Here is a 16164-nt window from a genome sequence, read left to right as displayed (position 1 = left end):
TAAAGGGGGCTATGTCGTTGGCATTGCGAGGGTTTTCCCCAAGCCGGCGCATTCTGGAGTATGGCTCAAGCCGTGTCGATTGCCTTATCACCAATGGGCGCAAGGTGAAGAGAATTTAATCCTGCGTGTAGGGCTACAGCCATTTGACTGCCCCGACTCTGTCCGCCCCCATGGCCCTTGGTCGCCCGTCTCATGGAGCCGCTTGGGCTGTTTTACTGATTTGAGGTGAACTCCATGGGAACCAGCCCTGTCACCTTTGAACACACGGAGGATCCAGGCATGGTTGTGAAGTTGAGGACGTATCGCGGAGACGACATACCGGAGTGGTACCAGCGTGACGATCTCGATGAGCTCTACGAGGTCGAGGACCAGCAGGGGGATGTGCAATTGCTCGAAGATGACGAGGATGCAGTGAAGCTCGTCGTAGACCTCACCTATGAAGATGAAGAGGCGCCCAAGCCTGAGTGATGGGAAGCAGATGATGCCTCGCAGCGGGTCCAGCATCCGCGGGCCTGGCGTTACTTGCGCATCGCAACGGCGTTAGGACCTGCGCCAGGCAAGCCAGGCAATGCCTGTGAGTCGAAGCTCTGTCACGGCCAGCCCGACCAGGATCAAGCCTGCGCCGGCCAGGCGCTCGGCAGGTAAGCGATCACCGGCAAGGAAGTAGCCGAACAGGCCACCGAAAATTGGCTCGCATATCAATATCAACGCCACCTTTTCCGGGGCCAACACCGCCTGAGCGCGGTTCTGGATCGCGTAAGCCAAGGCTGTTGCCAGCAGCGCCAATGCCAGTAGGGTGGCGGTGACAGGCAGCGTGGTGGGCACGGAGAACGCGTTGTTCGCCACACTCCATATCAGCGAAAGCGCGCCGACGACGCCCAGTTGAATCGAAGCCGATGCCATGGCGAGCGCAGGCGTGGTGAACGTCGATATCATCACGATATGCAAGGCGAAGCACACGGCACACCCCAGCACCAGCAAGTCACCGTAGTGCAGGGTGAACCCGTCCAGGCTCAGCAGGCCAAGTCCGAATACCGCGATCCCCGTTCCGATCCCTTGCTTGAGGCTCGGGCGACCCTTGCCCATGAGGTAAAGCAGCACCGGTGTGAAAACAGTGCACAAGCCCGTGATGAAACCAGCATTGGAGGGCGTAGTCAGCGCGGTCCCGGAGGTCTGCAGCGAAAAAGCCATGAACAACACGACCCCGGCCAAGCCCGCATTCAACAACGTGCCTAGGTTCATCAGTCGAAACGAGCGAATCGAGAAGGGGAGCAAGGCCGCTGCCGCCAGGCTGAACATCCACGCATTCAATGTGGAGGCAGGCATGATGGTCAGCGTGTCGTGTTTGGCCACGAAGCTCCAGCCCCACACCGCCGTGACAGCCAGAAGCGAAATTGACCACAGGGTATTTTTCGACATGACAAATCCTTGGGCAGGCATTTATACCGAATGCCTTACCGAGAAATGTCTGTCAGCGGTACCTAAAAACGCAAAGATAAAGCTTTGCCCGCCCACTGGCAATTGCCCGATTGGCAGCACCTTGCTGGCTAGTTATCGGATGAGTGGTCCGTACCGGTGCACTCCATTAGCATCCTGATCATTGTCTCGATCGACCACGGCTTGCCAATGAACGCTGCGGTTGGCGGTAACGGCACATCGAGCCTGCTGTGCCCGCCACTGGTTACAATCACGGGTAGGCGTGGCCATTTGTTGTAAGCCGTCCAGGCAAGATCCCAGCCATCGCAAAGCCCCGGTGTACGCACGTCGGTTACCACTGCCGCCCAAGGCTGCTTATCAAGTTGACGGATACCCTCCTCGGCGGTATCCACTGAGACAACCGTCGCGCCTGTATCTTCTATGATCGTGACCAAAAACTCCCTCAGGGCAGGCTCGTCCTCGACCACTAAAATCCGTTTACCCTTCATGACCGCAGACCATTGTTTCCATCATGTGCTTCCGAGGGCTTGGTCAGCAGCCTGTTGCTTCGAATGGATAAGCGGTGCAGTTTGTACAACTATTGGCTTGATACTCGACGGCTGTACAACAGTGGCATGTATGCCATCACCGATTTCAGCTGCTCATCCCTGCCGTTCAGCAGAGGTATTGGCCCAATTTTTGGGTAAACGGGGCGCTGATCTGGCAGCTGAACCCAGCAGGCTCATAGTTGAACGTCACCTTGCCGTTGAACGCGTTGCGTAAGCTGCCTTGCATCATCAGAGTGCCATAGCCACGCCTGAAGGGCGGCGTGACCACTGGGCCGCCGCTTTCATGCCAATTGAAGGTGAAATGGGGAGGTGAATCCATTTGCTCTTCAATCTGCCAGCTGAAGGCCACAACGCCGCCGCATTGGGAAAGGGCTCCATATTTTGCGGCGTTAGTCGCCAACTCATGCAGGACTAACGCCAATGCAGAGGCCGCCTCAGGCGCAAGGAGTATGTGCGGCCCGCCTTTGTCGTCGTGCGTGCCCGTCACATAGGGTGCCAACGTTTCAGTTACCAAGGTATTCAAGCTGGTCGGGGCTTTTGCAAGCGCCAGCGTATGAGCCTTCTGCATCATCACTAGGCGGTTTTGCAGAACACGGCGAAACTCGGTGATTTCTGGATGATGCTTCGCAGTCAGGACTGCGACAGCGCCAATGGTACTGAACAGGTTACGCATACGATGATCAAGTTCGGTCACGAGTATCTCAGTCGCTTCTTGGGTGCGGCTGTAGGCGCAGAGCTGCGCGCACAAACGCAAAGCGCTGGGCATATGTGCGCGAAAGGCTTCGGTAAGCGGGCGTTGCGGGTCGTAGATCAGGGCGATCGTGCCTTGTACGGCGCCGTCCTTGTCCGGAGCCGGGAACGACGTCAACGCTTTGAGCCCATACTCACGAAACAGGCTCTTCCACCCAGCTGCGAAACGGTGATCGCTGGCCACGTCAGGCACATCGATGGCCTTGCCGCTGAAAATGGCCAGGCCGCATGAGCCGCGGTTTGTCGAAATGGGATTGCCAGTCAGCTTGCTGCTGAAAGCTTCGGGCAGGCTCGGAAAAACAGAGTGCCTGAAGGTTCTGCCTGGGTTATCCAGGATATTGATGCCGACGTGACTGCCAGGCATTTCCCCAGCCAGTGCAGTTACGAAGGCGCCCAGCAACGGGAGGATGGACTCACCGTTGGCCATTATTTCGATGGCTTCGTCCCGAAAGCTGTCGACAAGTGCCGTCATAAGCCAGGGAGCCTTGCAGGGAGGGGCAAAGATGTCTCCTTGGACGAGGTGTCTCGGATTTTTTGGAACGGCAAGGTTACAGCTTTTCGTGGATGCTCGCAGCCGGCCAGTGATTCAACACAAAAAAAAGCCCGCACAGTGGCGGGCAACAGGGAGCAGCGCTAAATTCGTGTCAGGCGAGGAGGGTGCCGGGTTGCAACTTTTCAATCAGCGCGCGGGCACTGGCCAGGCTTGGCATTGGTCCGCTGACCGGCTCGCCATTGCTGACCAGATACCAGCAAGCCAGCAGGCCCTGATCGCGCAAATTGGCCGGTACTGCCGAGCCGATAACGGACATGATCTCGATAGTGGCCATCTGCAACCCTCCGCTAAGACATGGGGCTACTGTACCGACGCTGCAGGCGGGACTGAAATCAATGTGCTCAATAGTGCTTATCAGTTTTGCCTAACGTGCTGGCGCCACTGTGCAGTGGGCGATGAGTACAGCGTTGCGTGCAGTGTCGAGTCGGTAGGCTTGGGCCATCCGCTCTGCTAGGCTCACATACCGTCTGTACACCGTAGAAGGATCGCGTATGCCCCTTACCCCCAGCAGGGATACCGTGCTGTGCATTTCCCTGGCAGGCCGCCCAGGCACCTTCGGTGTTCGCTTCCACAATCACCTCTACGAGCAGCTTGGCCTTGATTTCTATTACAAGGCCATGCGCACCGATGACTTGCCGGCAGCCGTAGCAGGTATCCGGGCGCTTGGGATTCGTGGTTGTGGTGTCTCGATGCCGTACAAGGAAGCGTGCATGGCGTTGGTCGATGAAATCGACCCGTCGGCTGCGGCCATCGATTCAGTCAACACCCTGGTCAATACCGAGGGCCACCTCAAAGCCTATAACACGGACTACCTGGCAGTCCGGCAATTGTTGACGCAGCACAAGGTCGACCCGGCTACGGCGTTCGCCTTGCGTGGCAGCGGTGGCATGGCCAAGGCGGTGGCCAGCGCGTTGCGGGACGCAGGGTTTGGCGAAGGCATCATTGTCGCCCGTAACGAGCAGGCCGGGCGGGAGCTGGCCGATGTGTGCGGCTACCGCTGGCTGCCTGAGCTTGACGACCTTTGCCCGCCGATGCTGATCAACGTCACCCCGGTGGGCATGGCCGGTGGGCCAGAGGCGCAGCAGCTCGCGTTCAGCGAGATGGCCATTGCTGCGTCCGAGCGCGTATTCGATGTCGTGGCCATGCCAGTGCAAACACCTCTGATCGAGCATGCAGAGAAGCTTGGCAAGCAGGTGATCACCGGGCTTGAGGTCATCGCATTGCAGGCGTTGGAGCAATTTGTCCTGTACACCGGTATCAGGCCAACCCCTGAGCAGGTACAGGCTGCCGTGGCCTACGCGCGCCAAGGTTGAGCCAGGGGCAGATCCTGCACTATTCGGCGACCAGCAAGTTGAGCTGGTCGCTGCAGCGATTAGAACGCTTGCCTGGCCTTATCCAATTGCTCGTCAACCAGCGCACGACCGTACGCCAGCGACACATGCTGAGCATTGTCCAAGTCGCTGAAGAACTTCATGGGCATCGATAGCCGCCGGCTGACATGGCCGTCGGGCGCCGTGATCAGGCAGCCTGCCGCAAAAGGTAAAGGCGAGTCAGGGTGAGGCATCACGCTGGCGGTGATGAGGTGCTTGCGGTATTCACACTGGAGCGATTGCATGATCGGTACCTCGCTGTGGCAATGAATCCTTTACTTCATATACCACAGCAAAGGGCATGCAGGCGGACGCCCGACGAGCGTGGCCTGTGAGCCTTAAGCTTTGAGCTCACCAGGCTGGATGACCTCGACCCAGTAACCATCTGGGTCCTTGATGAAGGCCAAGTGGTTCATGCGCCCGTCTTGCAGGCGTTTCTGGAACGGCACGCCCAAGGCTTCGAAACGTGCGCAGGCTTCACGCACGTCCGGCACCGATACACAGATGTGGCCGAAGCCGCGTGGATCGGTATTGCCATCGTGGTAGGCGAAGTCGGCATCCTGTTCGGTGCCATGGTTGTGCGTAAGCTCAAGCACGCCTGGGATCGACTTCATCCACTGATGGCGGGCATGGTCGTCCTCTGGAATCTGGGCGGGGTCGACCAGGGCCAGGAAGTACAGGCTGAAAGCAGCCTCTGGGAAATCACGCTTGTCCACCAGGCGGAAACCCAGCACGCGCGTATAGAAATCCAGCGACTTCTGGATGTCCTTGACCCGCAGCATGGTGTGGTTGAAGACGAATTGGGCAGTGGCAACGTCAGGCTGTGCGGTGACACCCGGAACGGTTTGCAGATCGTGCAAGCTCATGGAAACTCCTGAGACGGGGCCGGGTGCCAGGACCCGGCGAAACGGACAGGCTGCTCATGATACGGAAGTGAAACGATTGCGCAAATGAAAGCGCCCTGCTCAAGGCAGGGCGCTGGAATTAGAGGCCCGCGTGTGCGGGCGCGTGATGGGGTCGCTAGTCCGTTAGCTGTGTTCATGGTGCCTACGGTGCTGTGAAAAAAGTGTGAAGCCAGTGTTGAGGTTTCATCATGGCGCTGACGCGATCAAGCTCTTGGCCGGTTGCTTTGTGGCAACTGGACGAAAGCGTACGAGGAGGGTAGATGAAACAGGTACTGCTGATCGGCATCGGCGCTGGTGATCCTCGTCAGCTGACCTACGAGGCGGTCGATGCACTGCGCGGTGTGGACGTGTTTTTTGTCATGGACAAAGGTCCCGAGGTGCAAGACCTTCTGGGGTTGCGCAAGGCGATTCTGCAACATTACCTGCCCGACGACAGCTATCGCATCGTGCAGATCACCGACCCGCCACGCGCCAGACAGTCCTCAGGGTATGCAACGTCCATTGAAGTCTGGCACCAACAGAGGGCGGCAGCCTATGCCGCCGCGCTGCAAACGGAACTGCAGCCAGGGCAGACCGGCGCATTTTTGCTGTGGGGTGAACCTGGCTTGTACGACAGCACGCTGCGTGTGATGGAGCTGGTGCGTGAACGGGGGGTGTCGCTTGCTTTGAAGGTGCTACCCGGAATAAGCAGCATGCAGCTGTTGGCCGCCCGTCATCAGATCGCGCTCACGCGTGTCGGTGAGCCGTTGATCGTGGTGCCGGGGCGGCGGCTGGCGAGTCTTGAGCGCATCGATAATGTTGTGGTGATGCTCGACAGTCACTGCGCCTTCGCTGCATTGTCGGATCCAGCGCTCACGATCTTCTGGGGCGCTTACCTGGGAACCGCGGACGAAATGCTGATCGCCGGGCCCCTGGAAGCGGTCAAGGCACGCATCCTGGAGGCCCGGGCAAGTCAACGTCGGCGCAAGGGTTGGATAATGGACATCTACTTGCTGCGTCGTGAAGTGTTCGCGACTACGGATTGACCAACCTGACCGGCTACTGCGCCGAGCGGGCGCCAAGGATGGAGGCCACCGTGTCTCGCAACTGATCGATGGAGTAAGGCTTGCCAATTCTATACATGCCTTCCGGCACTTCGACGTTTTCTCCATACCCACTGGCGAACAGCACAGGGAGCATAGGGCGCAGCCCGCGTGCGCTCATGGCCAGGTCATGGCCATCCATGTCCGGCAAGCCAACATCGGTTATCATGAGTTCGAGCGTTTGGTCAGGATTTTCGAGTACTTTCAGTGCGGTCGCAGCGTCATGCGCCTCGATCACGGCGTAGCTCAGATCTTCGAGGACCTCGACCATGAGCATGCGTACGATGTCGTCGTCCTCGACTACCAGAAGGGACATGGTTCAGATCCTGTCTTGATGAATGTCTTTGCTCTGTGCCTCGCCAAGGCCCAGAAGTTCCCGAAGGATACCGATCTGATCGATCCGATGGAACGATTGGGACAGGTATGTTTCAAATGCTGGCTAAATGCCGGGCCAACTGATCAGGGCTTGCGCCAGGCCAGGGGCTGCACCTCACCATAAGGAAAGATTGACCATGCTGTTCATGGACTTCATTTGCTCGGGCGTTTTCAGATGATACAAGCTGCCTCGATGGATCAACGTAGCTTTCGCAAGCTGCTGAGCCGCAACATTGGCCTGCCCCTGGGGCTCGGCCTGCTCGGTGCCGTGGCATTCGTCGCCGTTATCAACTACCTGCTGTCTGCCATGCAGTGGGTGGAACATACCGACCAGGTCATTGGCAATGCCAACGAGACGCTCAAGCTCTCGATCGACATGGAAACGGGCATGCGCGGGTTTCTGATCACGGGCGATGAGCGCTTCCTGGACCCTTACGAGGTGGCCAAGCCCAGGATCTTCAACAGCCTGCAAAGCCTGCGCAGCATGGTCGAGGACAATCCCCAGCAGGTCGAACGCATCGACCGGCTGATCGCGCTGCAGGGCGCGTGGAACGATTTCGGCAGCCAGATGATCGACCTGCGCCGCGTGGAAGGGGGATACCGCGAGCTGATCGGTAATGGCCGTGGCAAACGCCTGACCGACGAAATCCGCAAGGAGTTCGAGGACCTGATCGGGGCCGAGCAACAGCTGCGCATGACCCGTAATGAGACGGTCAGCAGTGTCACCGTCGCTGGCATCATCACGTTCGTTGTGTTGCTGGTCGGGCTCAGCGCATTGCTCGCTTATCTCGGGCGCCGCGACCTGCTGGCCTTGTCCGACAGCTACACCAAGAACTTGCAGGCCCAGCAGCGCGCTGCTGAGCGCCTGGAGCATCAGGCCTGGCTGCGCAACGGCCAGACCCAACTGGCCCAGCAGGTGCTGGGTCAACTGTCCCTGCCCATGCTGGGTGACAAGATCCTGCGCTTCTTCGCTGCCTACCTGGGCAGCGTGGTGGGCGCCGTGTATGTGCGGGATGAACATGGCCGCCTGGTGCGCGTGGCCAGTTATGGGCTCGAAGCCCAGGAGCAGGCCCGCGAGCAGGTGCTGGGTGATCATCACGGCTTGCTGGCACAAGCAGTGCGTGAAGAACGGCTGATCCGCCTCGATGCCTTGCCGGAGGACTATTACCGTTTGGCGTCGGGCCTGGGCAAGGGTTTACCCCGCAGCGGCCTGATTGTGCCGGCCACCGAGGACGGCCAGGTCAACGGCGTCATCGAGCTGGGGTTGCTGCGCCCTTTGCAGGAGCGCGACGCGGAGATGCTCGAGCGCGTGGCGGGCAACCTGGGTATGTCGATCGAAAGCGCCCGCTACCGCCAACGCCTGCAGGAGGTGCTGGCCGAAACCCAGCAGCTCAACGAAGAGCTACAGGTCCAGCAGGAAGAGCTCAAGACCGCCAACGAAGAACTCGAAGAGCAGTCCCGAGTGCTCAAGGAGTCCCAGGCTTATCTGGAGACCCAACAGGCGGAGCTTGAGCAGACCAACGAGCAACTGTCCGAACGCACCGATGCACTGGACCTCAAGAACGAAGAGCTCAGCCGTGCCCAGGCCGAGCTTCAGGCTCGTGCCGATGAGCTGCAGCGTTCGAGCAAGTACAAGTCCGAATTCCTTGCCAACATGTCCCACGAGCTGCGCACGCCGCTCAACAGCTCGCTGATCCTGGCCAAGCTGCTTGCCGAGAACGGCGAGGGCAACCTGAGCCAGGAGCAGGTCAAATTCGCCGAGTCCATCTACTCGGCAGGCAATGACCTGCTCAACCTCATCAACGACATCCTGGACATCGCCAAGGTCGAAGCCGGCAAGCTTGAGGTGCGCCCCGAAACGACCCATGTCGATCGGCTGGTCGAGGGCTTGCGCGACATGTTCACGCCACTGGCCTCCCAGAAGGGGCTGGGCTTCGAGGTCACAGCTGAGGACCACGTGCCTGCGACCCTGTTCACCGATCGCCAGCGCCTTGAACAGATCCTCAAGAACCTGTTGTCCAACGCCATCAAGTTCACCGAGCGTGGCCAGGTCAGCCTGAATATCGGCTACCAGCCCGAGGCCGGTATCGTGTTCGCGGTCCACGACACCGGGATTGGTATCGCGCCTGATCAGCAGCAAGCCATTTTCGGAGCCTTTCACCAAGTCGATGGCACCAGTAACCGCCGCTACGGAGGCACCGGGCTGGGCCTGTCCATCTCGCGCGACCTGGCCCGCCTGTTGGGCGGGCAGATCACCGTACAGAGCACGCCGGGCCAAGGCAGCGTATTCAGCCTGGTACTGCCAGAGCGCCATGATGTCGACGAACAGCCCGTCGCGCCGCTTACCCTGCGCCCTGCGGTGACTTCAATGCCAGCGGTCATCCAGCCGCCAGCAGCGGCGGCCAAGCCCCCGATCCTGGCTTTCACCGATGACCGCGAGCGGTCGCCGTTTACCAACCGCTGCATTCTGGTCATTGAGGACGAGCCTAACTTTGCCCGTATTCTCTTCGATCTGGCCCATGAACTGGGCTACAGCTGCCTGGTGGCCCATGGCGCGGACGAAGGTTTCGAGCTGGCCGCTCGGTTCCTGCCCGATGCCGTGCTTCTTGACATGCGGCTGCCGGACCATTCCGGCCTGACCGTACTGCAGCGCCTGAAGGAGCGGGCGGAGACGCGGCACATCCCTGTGCATATCATTTCGGTCGAGGACCGGGTCGAGGCGGCCATGCACATGGGCGCGGTCGGTTACGCGGTCAAACCCACCAGTCGCGAGGAGCTCAAGGAAGTCTTCGGGCGCCTGGAAGCCAAGCTGACCCAGAAGCTCAAGCGCATCCTGCTGGTCGAAGACGATGACCTGCAGCGCGAGAGCATTGCCCGGTTGATTGGCGACGAGGACGTCGAGATCACCGCCGTGGGCCTGGCCCAGGAGGCCTTGGCACTGCTGCGCGAGCACGTCTACGACTGCATGATCATCGACCTCAAGTTACCCGACATGCTCGGTAACGAGTTGCTCAAGCGCATGACGGCCGAAGACATCCGCGCCTTCCCACCTGTGATCGTCTATACAGGCCGTAACCTGACGCGCGAAGAGGAGGCCGACCTGCTCAAGTATTCGCGCTCGATCATCATCAAGGGCGCACGCTCGCCCGAGCGTCTGCTCGATGAGGTCACCCTGTTCCTGCACAAGGTGGAGTCGCAGCTGTCCCACGAACGTCAGCGCATGCTCAAGACCGCACGAAGCCGCGACAAGGTATTCGAAGGGCGCAAGATCCTGTTGGTAGACGACGATGTGCGCAACATCTTCGCCCTGACCAGTGCTTTGGAGCACAAGGGGGCCATCGTCGAAATCGGCCGCAATGGCCGCGAAGCCATCGAACGCCTGGAACAGCATGAAGATATCGACCTGGTGCTGATGGACGTGATGATGCCGGAAATGGACGGTTTCGAAGCGACCCGGCTGATCCGCCAGCAGCCTCGCTGGCGCAAGCTGCCGATCATCGCCGTGACCGCCAAGGCGATGAAGGACGACCAGCACCGCTGCCTGCAGGCCGGCGCCAATGATTACCTGGCAAAGCCCATCGACCTGGACCGCCTGTTCTCGCTGATACGTGTGTGGTTGCCGCAACTGGAGCGAATTTGATTAGCGAACGCAATACCGACATCGAGATCCGCTTGCTCATCGAGGCCATCTACCTCAAGTACAGCTACGATTTTCGCAATTACTCCGGCGCCTCGATCAAGCGCCGGATCCTGCATGCCCTGCGCCAGTTCGACTGCCAGACCGTGTCTGCGCTTCAGGAGCGGGTACTGCATGACCCTGGCATGTTCATGCAGCTGTTGCAGTACCTGACGATTCCGGTCAGCGAGATGTTCCGCGACCCTGGCCACTTCCTTGCCCTGCGCAATGAAGTGGTCCCATTGCTGCGCACATGGCCATCGATAAAGATCTGGATTGCCGGCTGCAGTACAGGCGAAGAGGTGTATTCGATGGCCATCTTGCTGCGCGAGGAAGGTCTGCTGGAGCGCACCATCATCTACGCCACTGACATCAACCCGCACTCTCTGGAAAAGGCCAAGCAAGGCATCTATTCGATGCCGAGCATGCGCGAGTACGAAGAGAACTACAGGTTGGCCGGTGGGCGTCGTGACTTTTCGGAGTACTACACCGCTGCCTACGGCAATGCCATCATGGACAGCACCTTGCGTGAGCAGGTGACCTTCGCCGACCACAGCCTGGCCACCGACAGCGTGTTCTCGGAAACCCAGCTCGTCTCGTGCCGCAACGTGCTCATCTATTTCGACAAGGTCTTGCAGGACCGGGCCCTGGGCCTGTTCCACGAGTCCCTCTGCCACCGGGGTTTCCTGGTGCTGGGCAGCAAGGAGTCGGTCGATTTCTCGGCTTATAGCCAGCGCTTCGAGCCCTGGGTCAAGCCTGAACGGATCTACCGCAAGTCATGAAGGGCATACAGGCTGTGGTGATCGGTGCTTCGGCGGGCGGTGTGACTGCTCTGTTCAAGGTGCTCGGCGGGTTGCCAGGGACGTGCAGGGTTCCGGTGGTGTGCCTGTTGCATCTGCCTGAGGACCGGCATAGCCATCTGGCTGAAGTGCTGCAACGTCGCCTGGGCCGGCCGGTGCTCGAAGCGCGTGACAAGCAGTCTTTGCAAGACGGCGGCATTTTTGTGGCGGGCCCTGGTTATCACCTTTCGGTAGAATGCGACTTCACCCTGTCTTTGAGCCAGGAACCGCCGCAGCATTTTTCCAGGCCTTCGATCGACTACCTGTTCATGTCGGCAGCCGATGCCTATGGCAAGGCACTGCTCGGCATATTGCTCACTGGCGCAAACGAAGATGGCGCCCAAGGGCTTGCCTACATCAAGAACAGCGGCGGCCGGACCATCGTCCAGGACCCCCGCGATGCACAGGTCGCGCTAATGCCGGAGGCCGCCTTGGCCCTGCACCGGCCCGACCATATTCTTCCTTTGAGTGGTATCGAGCAGTTGCTTGGTACTCTGGAATCCAGCGCATGTTAAGCCAGACCATCGCTAAACTGCTGATCGTCGACGATCTGCCAGAAAACCTCCTGGCCCTTGATGCCCTCATCCAGGGTGACCATCGCGAGGTGCACCAAGCCCAGTCCGCCGAAGCGGCGCTGTCCCTGCTGCTTGAGCACGAATTCGCCTTGGCCATCCTGGACGTGCAGATGCCTGGCATGAACGGGTTCGAGCTGGCTGAGCTGATGCGCGGCACCGAAAAAACCCGCAACATCCCTATCGTGTTCGTGACCGCGGCCGGGCGCGAGATGAACTATGCCTTCAAGGGCTACGAAAGCGGTGCCGTGGATTTTCTCTACAAGCCGCTCGATACCATGGCGGTCAAAAGCAAAGTCTCGGTTTTCGTCGATCTCTACCGTCAGCGCAAAGTGCTCGACCAGCAACTGCAAGCGCTCGAACGCAGCCGGCAGGAGCAGGAAGCCTTGCTGGACAAGCTGCAAAGCGCACGCTGCGAGCTGGAGCACGCCGTGCGGATGCGTGATGATTTCATGTCCATCGTCTCCCATGAGGTGAGGACGCCGCTAAACGGTTTGATCCTGGAAACGCAGCTGCGCAAGCTGAACCTGGCCAGGGGCAATCTGGAGGCCTTCAGTGAGGAAAAGCTCAAGGCCATGGTCGAGCGCGACGAGCGTCAGATCAACAGCCTGATACGGCTGATCGAAGACATGCTCGACGTGTCACGCATCCGCACCGGTAAACTGTCACTGCGCCCGAAGCTGTTTGACCTCACTCAGCTGGTACGGGGGTTGGTGGAGAACTTCACGGCGCAAGCGATCGCGCTGGATACCCGAATCGACCTGCATTGTGACGGGCGCCTGGCTGGCGAATGGGACGAGTTCCGCATCGAGCAAGTGCTGGCCAACCTTTTGTCCAACGCCCTGCGCTACGGGGAGCGCAAACCTGTGCACGTGCGGGTGTTCGAGCTCGACGGCATGGCATGCGTGCAGGTGCAAGACAACGGCATTGGCATTGGTGCGGCCAACCAGCAGCGCATCTTCCAGCAGTTCGAGCGGGTGTCGAACCATCAGGCTACTGGTGGCCTGGGGCTTGGGCTTTATATCTCCGAGCAGATCGTCCAGGCCCATCGCGGGCGCATTCTGGTCGAAAGCGAAGAGGGCCAAGGTGCCACGTTCACCCTGCAACTGCCGCTTGGCGTGTGCGAACAACAAAACGATCAGGCGCGGGCAACCTCTGCGTGAGCCCGGGGTCTGATGGCAAACTGCAAGAATTTCCAAGGTTTCGATATGAGTGAAGATGCACAAGATGTGGTGTTGGTCGTCGAGGACGAGCCGGCCATTCGCATGATTTTGCGGGACTACCTGGCCGGGGAGGGCTACCACGTGCTGGTTGCCGAAGATGGCGAGCAGGCGTTTGCCATCCTGGCCAGCAAGCCGCACCTGGACCTGATGGTGACCGACTTTCGCTTGCCCGGTGGCATTTCGGGGGTGGAAATCGCTGAGCCCGCTGTCAAGTTGCGGCCGGACCTCAAGGTGATCTTCATCAGCGGCTATCCAGCGGAGATCCTGGAGTCCGGCAGCCCGATCACCCGCAAGGCGCCCATCCTGGCCAAGCCGTTCGACCTCGATACGTTGCACGACAAGATCCAGACCCTGCTGCGCTGACAGCGGTAAGTTGCAGCAAAGCGGCTGGCCACTGGTCGAGCGATCAGTGGCCTGGTTCCAGTTCCAAAGCAGGATTGCGCGTCAATGGGCGAACCGCTTGGCCCCGGCAACACACAACACCGCACCCACCGTCACCGACACCATGGCCCAGCTCACCTGCTCATGCAACAACAGCGCCGCCAACCCCAACCCTATGAAGGGCTGGACCAACTGCAATTGGCCTACCGCTGCAATCCCGCCCTGGACGAGCCCGCGATACCAGAACACGAATCCAATGAACATGCTGAACAACGCTACATAACCGAAGCTGAACCAGGCAGAGGCGCCGACTTGCGTCAGGTTTGCCAGGGTGGGCATGGTGATGATCGCCAACACCAGCATCGCTGGCAGGGCAAGCAGCAACGACCAGCTGATCACTTGCCAGCCGCCCAGTGTGCGGGACAGGCGTGCACCTTCTGCGTACCCCAATCCGCACACCACCACTGCCGCGACCATCAATCCATCACCCAGTAGCGAACCCTGCCCTACGGAAGTTGATGCATACCCCGCCACCAACCCGGCACCTGCCAACGAAAATGCCCAGAATAACGGCCTGGGACGCTCGCCACCTCGCAGCACGGCAAAGCCAGCGGTGCACAGCGGCAGCAACCCCACAAACACAATGGAGTGGGCCGAGCTGACGTGCTGCAAGGCCAACGCAGTCAGTAGCGGAAACCCGACCACGACGCCGAGCGCCGTCACGGCCAGGGATGACCAATCGCCTCGCCCAGGCCGGGGCTGACGCAGCAAGATCAGGCAACAAGCACCCACCAACGCGGCAATGGTTGCCCTCGCGCAGGTCAGGAACGTCGGCTCGAACGCCGTCACGGCAACGCGTGTTGCGGGCAAGGAACCTGCGAAAATTACCACGCCGATGAAACCGTTGATCCAGCCGCTTGCTGTTCTCTGCATCTCGCACTCCTTGTCATCGATGACGCCAGTACAGCACCAACGTGCGCTTTGATGCCATGTACAATCCAGTACAGTTTGGCGGAACTGTTAGGTATCGGTGGGCAGTACAGGTGAGAGGATTTCTGTGAAAGAGCACAGCACACGCATTCGAAAAGTCATGACTGAAGTCCATGCGCGCATCGCGGCCCGTACCTATTTGCCCGGTGCACGAATACCTTCAGTACGGGCAATGGCGCAAAGCATGCAGGTTTCGGTGTCGACTGTGGTCGAGGCCTACGAACGACTGGTGGCCGAAGGCGTAGTCCATGCGCGCCGTGGCGCCGGGTTTTATGTGGCAGGGGTCGCGGCGCCCTTGGTGCTGACCGAGGTGGGGCCCAAGCTCGAGCATGAAGTCGACCCGCTGTGGATCTCTCGCCAGGCGCTCGAACCCGCTGGCGCCACGCTGAAACCTGGGTGCGGCTGGCTTCCTGCGCAATGGATGTTCGAGGCGGGGGTGCGCCAGGCGCTCAGGGCTACTGCGCGCTCGCAAGCCGAGCAGGTGGTCGAGTATGCATCGCCGCAGGGCCATCCGCCGCTGCGTCATTTTCTGTCGCGGCGACTGGCAGGCTTTGGCATCGACGTGTCGGCAGAGCAGATCATGCTCACCGAGTCTGGCACGCACGCCATCGACCTGATCTGCCGTTTTCTGCTCCAACCCGGTGACACCGTACTGCTCGACGATCCCTGTTATTTCAACTTCCATGCCTTGCTCAGGGCCCATAGCGTCAACGTCGTCGGTGTACGTCAGACCCCTACTGGCCCCGACATCGATGCATTTGGTGCTGCCCTGGCGGCGCATTCGCCACGGCTCTACATCACCAATTCCGGTATTCACAACCCAACGGGTGCCTCCCTGTCACCCGGCACTGCACACCGGCTGCTCAAGCTCGCCGAGGCCGCGGGCTTGTTGATCGTCGAGGACGACGTTTTTGCCGATTTCGAGCATACGCCAGCCCCTAGGCTCGCGGCCTTCGATGGCCTGGCGCGGGTCATCCAGATTGGCAGTTTTTCCAAGACCGTCTCCGCTTCGGTCAGGTGTGGGTATATCGCCACGCGTCACGACTGGATCCAGAGCCTGGTCGACCTGAAGATCGCCACCACCTTCGGGGGCGGTCGCCTGGCAGCGGACATCATTCACCATGCGATCACCGGCAGCGGCTACCGCAAGCATATGGAGAACGTGAGGATGCGCCTTGCCATCGAACGGGACAGGACGGCTGAAAAGCTCAAAGCGCTCGGCATCATCCCCTGGCTGATGCCACAGGCAGGGCTGTACCTGTGGTGCCGTCTGCCGCAGGGCAAGGACGCCGCCGCGTTGGCCAAGGTGTGTTTGAACGATGGTGTGGTGCTGGCGCCTGGGAACGCTTTCAGCCAGTCCCAGACGGCGGGGGACTATGTGCGTTTCAACGTCGCGCAGTCAGCCGACGGCAAAATCTATGAGGTACTGGCTCGGGCTCTGGATGCCTGAACCCGGCGCCTGG

General features: G+C 60.0%; 17 protein-coding genes. 9 read left to right on the top strand and 8 right to left on the bottom strand.

Translation table 11 applies throughout. From position 1 onward, the window contains the following. Positions 1-279: 279 nt before the first annotated feature. Positions 280-468 carry a hypothetical protein gene (locus FS767_RS03385; protein ID WP_144964190.1) on the top strand — a complete coding sequence of 63 codons (189 nt, stop codon included), beginning with the start codon at positions 280-282 and terminating at the stop codon, positions 466-468. Positions 469-540: 72 nt separating this feature from the next. On the opposite strand, the gene FS767_RS03380 is transcribed toward FS767_RS03385, so the two are convergent. From FS767_RS03380 to FS767_RS03365, 4 genes are all read right to left on the bottom strand, one after another. Further along, entirely contained in the window at positions 541-1419 is an 879-nt protein-coding gene (locus FS767_RS03380; RefSeq protein WP_144964189.1) for a DMT family transporter, read from the bottom strand. Positions 1420-1547: 128 nt separating this feature from the next. Continuing rightward, positions 1548-1925 (bottom strand): response regulator, encoded by a 378-nt coding sequence (locus tag FS767_RS03375; protein WP_144964188.1) that lies wholly within the window; start codon positions 1923-1925, stop codon positions 1548-1550. 166 nt (positions 1926-2091) lie between these two features. After that, complete coding sequence (locus tag FS767_RS03370; RefSeq protein WP_144964187.1) at positions 2092-3207, bottom strand: HWE histidine kinase domain-containing protein; 1116 nt, start codon at positions 3205-3207, stop codon at positions 2092-2094. Between the two features lie 172 nt (positions 3208-3379). Beyond that, positions 3380-3562 (bottom strand): hypothetical protein, encoded by a 183-nt coding sequence (locus FS767_RS03365; protein WP_078478749.1) that lies wholly within the window; start codon positions 3560-3562, stop codon positions 3380-3382. Between the two features lie 217 nt (positions 3563-3779). Here FS767_RS03365 and FS767_RS03360 point away from each other — a divergent pair, with 217 nt between their 5' ends. Further along, the gene (locus FS767_RS03360) at positions 3780-4601 is read left to right on the top strand and encodes a shikimate 5-dehydrogenase (protein ID WP_144964186.1); all 822 of its coding nucleotides are present in this window, start codon (positions 3780-3782) and stop codon (positions 4599-4601) included. 59 nt (positions 4602-4660) lie between these two features. Here FS767_RS03360 and FS767_RS03355 read toward each other — a convergent pair whose 3' ends face one another. Both FS767_RS03355 and gloA read right to left on the bottom strand, forming a co-directional pair. Next, positions 4661-4903 carry a hypothetical protein gene (locus FS767_RS03355; protein ID WP_058637310.1) on the bottom strand — a complete coding sequence of 81 codons (243 nt, stop codon included), beginning with the start codon at positions 4901-4903 and terminating at the stop codon, positions 4661-4663. Positions 4904-4996: 93 nt separating this feature from the next. Then, entirely contained in the window at positions 4997-5524 is a 528-nt protein-coding gene (gene gloA / locus FS767_RS03350) for a lactoylglutathione lyase (RefSeq protein WP_058637309.1), read from the bottom strand. Between the two features lie 299 nt (positions 5525-5823). On the opposite strand from gloA, the gene cobF reads away from it, so the two are divergent. Beyond that, positions 5824-6588: a precorrin-6A synthase (deacetylating) gene (gene cobF / locus FS767_RS03345; protein ID WP_144964185.1), complete on the top strand. Its 765-nt coding sequence runs from the start codon at positions 5824-5826 to the stop codon at positions 6586-6588. A 13-nt stretch (positions 6589-6601) separates the two neighbouring features. Here the strand turns inward: cobF and FS767_RS03340 are convergent, their stop codons facing one another. Continuing rightward, on the bottom strand, positions 6602-6961 hold the full coding sequence (locus FS767_RS03340; protein ID WP_144964184.1) for a response regulator: 360 nt from the start codon (positions 6959-6961) through the stop codon (positions 6602-6604). Between the two features lie 234 nt (positions 6962-7195). Here FS767_RS03340 and FS767_RS03335 point away from each other — a divergent pair, with 234 nt between their 5' ends. From FS767_RS03335 to FS767_RS03315, 5 genes are read left to right on the top strand one after another with little or no spacing between them, the layout of a single operon-like run. Next, entirely contained in the window at positions 7196-10660 is a 3465-nt protein-coding gene (locus tag FS767_RS03335) for a response regulator (RefSeq protein WP_144964183.1), read from the top strand. Continuing rightward, positions 10657-11478 carry a protein-glutamate O-methyltransferase CheR gene (locus FS767_RS03330; protein WP_058603911.1) on the top strand — a complete coding sequence of 274 codons (822 nt, stop codon included), beginning with the start codon at positions 10657-10659 and terminating at the stop codon, positions 11476-11478. Before FS767_RS03335 ends, FS767_RS03330 begins: the two co-directional genes overlap by 4 nt. Further along, positions 11475-12050, top strand: coding sequence for a chemotaxis protein CheB (locus FS767_RS03325; RefSeq protein ID WP_058603912.1), 576 nt, complete (start codon positions 11475-11477; stop codon positions 12048-12050). Before FS767_RS03330 ends, FS767_RS03325 begins: the two co-directional genes overlap by 4 nt. Beyond that, on the top strand, positions 12044-13270 hold the full coding sequence (locus FS767_RS03320; protein WP_100851295.1) for a hybrid sensor histidine kinase/response regulator: 1227 nt from the start codon (positions 12044-12046) through the stop codon (positions 13268-13270). The genes FS767_RS03325 and FS767_RS03320 overlap by 7 nt, the downstream gene beginning before the upstream one ends. A gap of 45 nt (positions 13271-13315) precedes the next feature. Further along, positions 13316-13693 carry a response regulator gene (locus FS767_RS03315; protein WP_027914716.1) on the top strand — a complete coding sequence of 126 codons (378 nt, stop codon included), beginning with the start codon at positions 13316-13318 and terminating at the stop codon, positions 13691-13693. An 81-nt stretch (positions 13694-13774) separates the two neighbouring features. Here the strand turns inward: FS767_RS03315 and FS767_RS03310 are convergent, their stop codons facing one another. Then, positions 13775-14644, bottom strand: a complete 870-nt coding sequence (locus tag FS767_RS03310) for a DMT family transporter (protein ID WP_058603914.1) — start codon at positions 14642-14644, stop codon at positions 13775-13777. A gap of 124 nt (positions 14645-14768) precedes the next feature. Between FS767_RS03310 and FS767_RS03305 the strand changes: the two genes are divergently transcribed. Then, positions 14769-16151: a PLP-dependent aminotransferase family protein gene (locus FS767_RS03305; protein WP_144964182.1), complete on the top strand. Its 1383-nt coding sequence runs from the start codon at positions 14769-14771 to the stop codon at positions 16149-16151. Positions 16152-16164: the final 13 nt, after the last annotated feature.

Origin of the sequence: Pseudomonas sp. DE0010, assembly GCF_007680745.1 — a bacterium.
Taxonomy (GTDB): Bacteria; Pseudomonadota; Gammaproteobacteria; order Pseudomonadales; family Pseudomonadaceae; genus Aquipseudomonas; species Aquipseudomonas parafulva_B.
Note: the sequence above shows the minus strand (reverse complement) of the source record. Positions and strands in the feature narration are given on the sequence as shown.

Coding starts and splice junctions, on each gene's coding strand:
- FS767_RS03385 (WP_144964190.1), top strand. CDS start 280: ATGGTTGTGAAGTTGAGGACGTATCGCGGAGACGACATACCGGAGTGG.
- FS767_RS03380 (WP_144964189.1), bottom strand. CDS start 1,419: ATGTCGAAAAATACCCTGTGGTCAATTTCGCTTCTGGCTGTCACGGCG.
- FS767_RS03375 (WP_144964188.1), bottom strand. CDS start 1,925: ATGAAGGGTAAACGGATTTTAGTGGTCGAGGACGAGCCTGCCCTGAGG.
- FS767_RS03370 (WP_144964187.1), bottom strand. CDS start 3,207: ATGACGGCACTTGTCGACAGCTTTCGGGACGAAGCCATCGAAATAATG.
- FS767_RS03365 (WP_078478749.1), bottom strand. CDS start 3,562: ATGGCCACTATCGAGATCATGTCCGTTATCGGCTCGGCAGTACCGGCC.
- FS767_RS03360 (WP_144964186.1), top strand. CDS start 3,780: ATGCCCCTTACCCCCAGCAGGGATACCGTGCTGTGCATTTCCCTGGCA.
- FS767_RS03355 (WP_058637310.1), bottom strand. CDS start 4,903: ATGCAATCGCTCCAGTGTGAATACCGCAAGCACCTCATCACCGCCAGC.
- gloA (WP_058637309.1), bottom strand. CDS start 5,524: ATGAGCTTGCACGATCTGCAAACCGTTCCGGGTGTCACCGCACAGCCT.
- cobF (WP_144964185.1), top strand. CDS start 5,824: ATGAAACAGGTACTGCTGATCGGCATCGGCGCTGGTGATCCTCGTCAG.
- FS767_RS03340 (WP_144964184.1), bottom strand. CDS start 6,961: ATGTCCCTTCTGGTAGTCGAGGACGACGACATCGTACGCATGCTCATG.
- FS767_RS03335 (WP_144964183.1), top strand. CDS start 7,196: ATGATACAAGCTGCCTCGATGGATCAACGTAGCTTTCGCAAGCTGCTG.
- FS767_RS03325 (WP_058603912.1), top strand. CDS start 11,475: ATGAAGGGCATACAGGCTGTGGTGATCGGTGCTTCGGCGGGCGGTGTG.
- FS767_RS03320 (WP_100851295.1), top strand. CDS start 12,044: ATGTTAAGCCAGACCATCGCTAAACTGCTGATCGTCGACGATCTGCCA.
- FS767_RS03315 (WP_027914716.1), top strand. CDS start 13,316: ATGAGTGAAGATGCACAAGATGTGGTGTTGGTCGTCGAGGACGAGCCG.
- FS767_RS03310 (WP_058603914.1), bottom strand. CDS start 14,644: ATGCAGAGAACAGCAAGCGGCTGGATCAACGGTTTCATCGGCGTGGTA.